General features: G+C 40.4%; 7 protein-coding genes. All 7 read right to left on the bottom strand.

Going from position 1 to position 6,781, the window contains the following annotated elements; translation table 11 throughout:
- The coding region (locus Q8N22_03485) for a class I tRNA ligase family protein (protein ID MDP3052979.1) at positions 1-426 on the bottom strand (426 nt) is incomplete at its 3' end.
- 3 nt (positions 427-429) lie between these two features.
- On the bottom strand, positions 430-1,434 hold the full coding sequence (locus Q8N22_03480; protein ID MDP3052978.1) for an AI-2E family transporter: 1,005 nt from the start codon (positions 1,432-1,434) through the stop codon (positions 430-432).
- Positions 1,435-1,444: 10 nt separating this feature from the next.
- On the bottom strand, positions 1,445-2,722 hold the full coding sequence (locus Q8N22_03475) for a pitrilysin family protein (protein ID MDP3052977.1): 1,278 nt from the start codon (positions 2,720-2,722) through the stop codon (positions 1,445-1,447).
- Positions 2,723-2,841: 119 nt separating this feature from the next.
- A complete protein-coding gene (locus Q8N22_03470; protein ID MDP3052976.1) occupies positions 2,842-3,150 on the bottom strand; it encodes a hypothetical protein in 309 nt (102 codons plus the stop codon).
- A 349-nt stretch (positions 3,151-3,499) separates the two neighbouring features.
- A complete protein-coding gene (locus tag Q8N22_03465; GenBank protein MDP3052975.1) occupies positions 3,500-3,685 on the bottom strand; it encodes a hypothetical protein in 186 nt (61 codons plus the stop codon).
- Positions 3,686-3,698: 13 nt separating this feature from the next.
- Positions 3,699-4,985 (bottom strand): glycine--tRNA ligase, encoded by a 1,287-nt coding sequence (locus Q8N22_03460; GenBank protein ID MDP3052974.1) that lies wholly within the window; start codon positions 4,983-4,985, stop codon positions 3,699-3,701.
- A gap of 12 nt (positions 4,986-4,997) precedes the next feature.
- Positions 4,998-6,743, bottom strand: coding sequence for a hypothetical protein (locus Q8N22_03455; GenBank protein ID MDP3052973.1), 1,746 nt, complete (start codon positions 6,741-6,743; stop codon positions 4,998-5,000).
- Positions 6,744-6,781: the final 38 nt, after the last annotated feature.

Genomic DNA, 6,781 nt, shown 5'->3' with positions numbered 1-6,781 from the left:
GTTTACTAAATCTTTTTTAGTGATAAAGGCCTCGCACCCTGGGCAATAAAGTCCTTCATATTTTTTCAGATAAACATCTTTATTTTCTTTGAATTTCAGCCAGGCCTTTTTGACTGCCGGCCAATGCCTTTTTTGGTCAGTAGTTCTGATAGAATCGTCGGTTGACAAATTCAATACTTCTTTCAAGGCCTTGTATTTACCGGAGATTTCGTCAGTAAATTCTTCCGGGGTTTTCCCCGCTTCTTTCGCGGCTTTCGCCACTTTTACGCCGTGCTCATCTGTCCCTGTTAAAAAGAAAACATCATTTTTCAAAAGACGATGATAACGGGCGATGACATCGGCTTGAATCGCCTCCAAAGCGAACCCCAAATGAGGCGCGGAATTAACATAAGGCAAAGCCGTGGAAATATAAAAAGTTTTTTTCATCTTCTAAGTCTGCTTTTTCTTTCTCACGCTTTGCTCAAATATTTCCTGGAAAAAAATAGCCGCCGGGATAGCCAAAAGAAACCCGATTAAACCGGCGATTTGCGTCCCGATTAATACGGCTAATAAAACTACTAAAGGAGGCAAATCAGCCATTTTTTTCATGATTAAAGGAGCAAGCAGCATGCCTTCCAGGTGTTGAATTATGAAGAAAAACAAAACGGCCCAGATCGCGAGTAGCCACGAATTTGTCAAAGCCGCCAGAAAAACGATTAATCCGGCAAAAATAGGCCCGACTAAAGGAATAATGTCTAAAACCGCTGTCAATAAAGCCAAAGTGCCGCTGTATTTTACTCCCAATAAATACAAGCCCAACCAAGTAAGCAAGCCGATTATAATTGACAAAATTATTCTCCCCTGGAACCACCGACCGATTCTGGCGGTAGATTTATTAAGAATGGATATTATCCGGTCTTCGTAACTTTCCGGGAGGATGCTCCGGAAAAAATTTTCTATTCCTTTTTCTTCAACAGTCAGATAAAAAGCTAAGACCAAACAAGTGATGGCCATGAATATGCCGCCAAAAATTGAAAAAATTAAATTAAAGATGGTAGAGACGCCATTAGCCAAAACATCAAAAGCCGCTTTAAGATTAATGATGAATTGCTGGATTAATTCCCCTAAAATATTAGAACTGCCGATTTTGGAAATCGTTTCATTGAAATTAGTAATGAAATTACCGAACTGATAAATAACAAGAGGAACGACCAACCAAAGAAATAATCCTAAAATAACTAAAACTGAAAGAAAAACAAAAGACGTCCCCAGAAAACGGGCGACTTTCTTTTCGGAAAGATAATCAACAAAGGGCCGGCAAATCGCGGAAATGACGATAGCTAAAGCCAAAAGAATCACAATTTCCCTGATAAAGTATAGGATAATCAAGGCCAAAACGAACGCCAAAATCCGCCAAAGACTGGCCCATGTAATTTCAAAATATCGCTGTTCCATTAATTAAATTCTACTTCAAAGACAGAATCTTTTCAAACCGAGCCGGCTCTTCGAAAGGACCGATAAGCGCCAGATTGAGTTTTGAGTCCTGGAAAATATCCTTGGCAATTTCTCTGATTTCCCCGCTTTTGACTTCCTGAATTTTTTTAATCAGCTCCTGCGGAGTGATAATTTTTCTGGCGATAATTTCCTCAATGCCGTAAAAACCGGCTAACTGGTCGGAGGTTTCAAGCCCCATAATTAAATGGCCGATTAAATGATTTTTGGCCCGTTCAAGTTCTTTTTCGCCTATGGGTTCGGTGGCTAATTTTTTAAATTCTTCAAGTATTGCTTCAATAACCTCGTTAATTTTGGCGTGGTCAACGCCGGCTGAAGCCGCTAAATAACCGTGGTCGGTATAAAGACCGGCGCCAGCATTGACATAATAAGCCGCCCCCATTTCTCCCCTGATTTTCTGAAACAGCCGCGAGCTCAAACCGCCGCCTAAAATATCAGCCAAAACTTCTAAAGCATATTTACGTTCGTCAAAAAGATCAAAAGCCCGAACCCCTAAAACCAAATGGGTCTGGTCGGTTTTTTTTGTTTTTAATAAAATTCTCGGCTTGTCCTGTTGCTCAATGGTTTTTATTTTCGGGGTTTTTTTGCCTGTTTTTATATCGGCAAAAACAGTTTTAATTTTTTCAACCGCTTCTTCCTCGTCAAATCGCCCCGCCACCACGACCAAAGATGCCTGGCCTAAATAATGTTCATTACGGTATTTAATAAAGTCATCACGGGTTAATTTTTTAATCACTTCCTTTTTGCCGCCGATATCCCAGCCGGCCGGCTGGTCGCCGTAAAGCAGATTCGTAAACGATTCTTGCACCCGCCTCATTGGCAAATCCTCATACATATTTAATTCTTCAATAATAACTCCCCTTTCTTTTTCAATTTCTTTAAGGTCAAAAATCTGGTTAAGATACATGTCGGAAATTACATCTAAAATGGCCTCAAAATGATCGGGTCGGGCTTTGGCGAAATAACCGGTGAATTCCATATCGGTAAAAGCGTTATAAACCGCGCCGAGGCCGTCTAATTCAGAACTGATTTCAATGCTGGTCGGCCGTTTTTTGGTGCCCTTAAAACACATATGCTCCAAAAAATGAGAGAGGCCGTTTATTTCTTTAGTTTCATATTTGGAGCCGGCTTCAACCAAAATTAAAACCGTTGTTGCCAAACTTTGGGCTTGCGGCGCCAAAATTATCCGCAATCCGTTATCTAAAACTATTTTTTTGAAATCTTGAGTCATTTGAGTTGATTATAACTTAAATCCTGATTTTCTGCCTGCTCTGAGATTGTCGAAATATTGGCTAATTTTTAACATTCCGACATTCTCCAGAATATTAGAATGTTTTTGCCAACTATATTTTATTCTTGAATCTTATCAAAAATAGTTACGTCTCCTTTTTCGTATTCTCCCATCTCGCAACCATCATAGTAAAAGTGGTCTCCATCTTGGTAAAAATACAAAGATAACTTATTATCCAAAACAACAATAAACCCTCTACCGCTCCGGCTAGTCAAAGGATGAATATCCACTCTGCTATTTTCTCCAAAAAGTTTCATTGCGTAATCAATTTTTTGAGGTTCAATTCCTTGTTTCTTAGCTGCGTGGAACAGAAAAGTTTTAGGAGCAAAACGCATTAATATTTTAGTAAACCAATTTATTTTAAGCATAAAATTGTTCCTCAATTATTTTTTTGATCTTTTCCTAATTTGCTCTACTTTGGGGCTCTATTTTTCAGCTTTTTAGACCAATAGTTCACTATAAAAGTTATTAACAGATTAGTTATTGACATAGCTTGCTGCCAACGGTATCATATAAATGATCGAAAGATCATTAATTCGTAGCTTAGGGGTTCCGCAAGGAATCCCTTTGGCGTTTTACAAGACGCCTATCTTGCTTTTTATATTTTGCGGAATTTCTCTCGGCCAACAAATAAATTCTTTAATTTGTCCCTCTGATTTTGCATCGCCATCAAGAGTACCCGTATAAATTTTTACCGATTGAATTGCGCTAAAAGAATCAAAAAAACTGTTTCATTCTTCTGATATTAAAATGCCATCCTAATTTTTCTTGCCAATGAATAACATTTTGCCAATCAATATAAATATTCGCGGATTTGCCAAAAATATTTTCTAACTCCGATATAACCCTAGGGAAAAGTTCTGCTAATTTTTTGATTCTTTCTATTTTTGGATTAAACATCATTTTGTCATACAACTTATTTTTTAAGTTCTTTTTCCAAGATTTCTTTCAGGTTCTCAATTTTGACTCTTTCCTGTTTCATTGTGTCGCGGTCGCGGACAGTGACATCTCCTTTCTCTAAACTGTCAAAATCAACTGTAATACAAAACGGCGTGCCGATTTCGTCCTGCGAAAAATAGCGCTTGCCGATATTGCCACGGCCGTCAAAAGCGACCATAAAATCTTTTCTCAAATCATCATAAATTTTCCGGGCCAGTTTCACCAATTCCGGCTTGTTCGCCAAAAGCGGGAAAACCGCGGCTTTATAAGGCGCCAGTTTGAAAGGAAGCTTGAGAACGACCCGCTTTCCTTCTTTAAAATAAGATTCCAATAAAACTAGTAACACTGAACGATCTACCCCCCAAGTCGGCTCAATTACGTGCGGCCAAAATTCTTCGCCGCTGTCCGGGTCTTTGTATTTTAGGTTTTTCCCGGAAAACTTTTCGTGATTTTTCAGGTCAAAATCCGTCCGGTAAGCTAAGCCGTAAAGTTCTTTCTGGCCGAAAGGAAATTCGTATTCAAAATCAATGGTTTTTTTGGAATAGTGCGCCCGCTCGCCTTCGGGGATTTCCACCTCGTGGATTTTTTTAATATCCGCTCCCAGTTCCTTAATCCAATCAATCATCTCCTTGCGCCAATATTCAAAATATTTTTCCCAGTCCGCTTCTCTGATAAAATACTCAATTTCCATCTGTTCAAATTCGCGGGTGCGGAAAATAAAATTGCCGGGCGTGATTTCATTTCTAAACGCTTTGCCGATTTGAGCGATGCCGAAAGGAATTTGTCTGCGGGTAGTGTCTAAAACATTTTCAAAATCAACAAACATTCCCTGAGCGGTTTCCGGACGGAAATAAGCCACGTTTGAAGTTTCTTCGGCCGGACCGATGAATGTTTTAAACATTAAATTGAATTGTTTGGGCGCCACTAACTCTTTATTGCCGCAATTCGGACATTTTTCGGATTCATCGGCGCGAAAACGGGTATGGCATTTTTTACACTCAACCAAAGCATCGGTAAAATTTTTCAAATGTCCGCTCACCTCCCAAACTTTCGGATTCATAATCAAAGCCGCATCAATGCCGACCATGTCATCCCGGCTTTGGACGAATTTTTTCCACCAAAGCTGTTTGATGTTGTTTTTTAGTTCAACTCCTAAAGGTCCGTAATCCCAGCTATTAGCCAAACCGCCGTAAATTTCCGAACCGGGAAAAATAAAACCCCGGCGTTTGCAAAGTGAAATAATTTTATCCAAAAGATTTTCCATAATTAATTTAAATTATTGGCTGACCGTTCCTTTTATCTGACTGACCGTCAAATCATCAGGCAAGGCCGTGGTGATTGCCGCCGCCTGACTCTGGAGCGTCTTTCCGGTAAAATCATCGGAAGCGGTAATGCTGGTTTCTTGTATTAACGGCTGATAATTTTGAACTTGGTTGATATTAGGAACGGCTTCTATTTGAAAAATCGCTTCTAGGGGCTGGCTAATGACGCCTTTAGTGGCGGAAATTTTGTTAATTGTCCAAACTACTTCTTGCGTGCGGTCGTTATAAGTCGGCAAGGAATCGGTGTTGCCTTTGACCTGGCCGGTAAACCTGACCCCGGATTCCAAAAAAGCGCGGACTTCAACTTTGCTGACATCAGTGGCGTAATTGGTGATTAACCAATGAATAGTGTATCGGGTCGCTTGATTCACTTTGGGCGGCCAGGGACCGCTATTTAACAAACCCGAGGCGGCGTCCCGGAAATAGGCCTTGGCTTGAATTCCAATCGCGCCGGCGACTTTGGTTTCTAAATTAGCCAAGCCGGTAGTTTGAGCCACGGCCAAATCAGGAGAAACGGTTGGCGAATCAATTTCGGCTTCCACTTTTAAAGAATAATTTTTGTCGCTCAATCGTCTGATTGGAAACTGATTTTTGACGTTAATCTGAAAACTTACCGAGCCGCTATCGCCTACCGGCAGAACCTTAAGCCCGGTCAGATTGCTGGCATTCCAGGTTAAAGTGTTGGTGATGGAATTAAAATTGGCATTGGTTTTTAAAGTGCTGAAATTAAACAAATCCCCGACCAATTTCGCTTTTATAACCGCATCGGCCAAGCCGACGCCGCTGTTATTTTGATAAGAAAGAGTGTAATTCAATTGATCGCCGAGCTGGCTGATATAATTTTCCTGATTATTCAAAGAAAAAATTAATTCCAAAGGCGAAGACAGAATCGTCAAACTGGCGGATTTTTCATTAATCACATATTGATGGCCGAAAATATTCTGGCTGAGTTTGACGTCAAAATTAAAGAAGGAATTCGCCGGGCCGATCAACTGTCCGCTGATAACGATACTGCCTTTTGAATTCGGAGCTAGATCTTTTAATTTCCAAATATTATTGTTTCCGTCGGGCTTGATATCGGCGGACACAAAAGAGAAACTGGCTGGATAATCAACCTGGATTTCCAAGCCCGAAAAATTTTCCTGCGAAATATTCTGATAATCAATATTTATATCAAACTTGCCGCCGCTTAAAATCTGGATTGGTGGCGTCAAATTCAGAGAAACACCGGGTTCTTTTACCGCCAAATCAAAATCCCGGTGCTGTTCAAAACGCGCCTGGCCGATGCCCGAAGTGCCGTAAGAAATTGAGGCCGTCAACCGCTTTAAGGTGTTGCTGTCTTTAACCACCAGTAATTGGAACGATTGCGACGATAAACTGCCAATGCCGATATCGCCAAGGTCTTTGGATATAATCCTTTGCTCCTCGGCCGCGCCCAAAATCACCACCCCGTCGGGCAAATTAAGATTCAGTTTGGCGTTATTTAAAACACTTCGGGATTGATTGCTGAAATTGACGGTCAAATTAAAAGGAACGCCGATATTCACTTCGGTTTGGGCTTCAATGTTCAAAGACAAGCCGCGGCTTTGAAAATACTGATAAATAAAAAAACCGCTGCCGATTAAAATAAGAATTAAAACAATAACCGCCAGCCAAAAAAGCCGTCGTGTCCATTGAGCAAAAAGCGGATTGGAACTCATAATTCTAATAATAATCTATTTTGAGGAATTTTTAAACC

The sequence above is a fragment of the bacterium genome (assembly GCA_030693325.1).
Classification (GTDB): domain Bacteria; phylum Patescibacteriota; class Minisyncoccia; order UBA6257; family MFKM01; genus MFKM01.
This window is presented reverse-complemented; position numbering and strand designations above follow the sequence as displayed.

What these genes read in the sequence shown, in the direction of transcription:
- Q8N22_03475 (MDP3052977.1), bottom strand. Translation starts at nt 2,722, where the DNA reads ATGACTCAAGATTTCAAAAAAATAGTTTTAGATAACGGATTGCGGATA.
- Q8N22_03455 (MDP3052973.1), bottom strand. Translation starts at nt 6,743, where the DNA reads ATGAGTTCCAATCCGCTTTTTGCTCAATGGACACGACGGCTTTTTTGG.
- Q8N22_03480 (MDP3052978.1), bottom strand. Translation starts at nt 1,434, where the DNA reads ATGGAACAGCGATATTTTGAAATTACATGGGCCAGTCTTTGGCGGATT.
- Q8N22_03460 (MDP3052974.1), bottom strand. Translation starts at nt 4,985, where the DNA reads ATGGAAAATCTTTTGGATAAAATTATTTCACTTTGCAAACGCCGGGGT.
- Q8N22_03470 (MDP3052976.1), bottom strand. Translation starts at nt 3,150, where the DNA reads ATGCTTAAAATAAATTGGTTTACTAAAATATTAATGCGTTTTGCTCCT.
- Q8N22_03465 (MDP3052975.1), bottom strand. Translation starts at nt 3,685, where the DNA reads ATGATGTTTAATCCAAAAATAGAAAGAATCAAAAAATTAGCAGAACTT.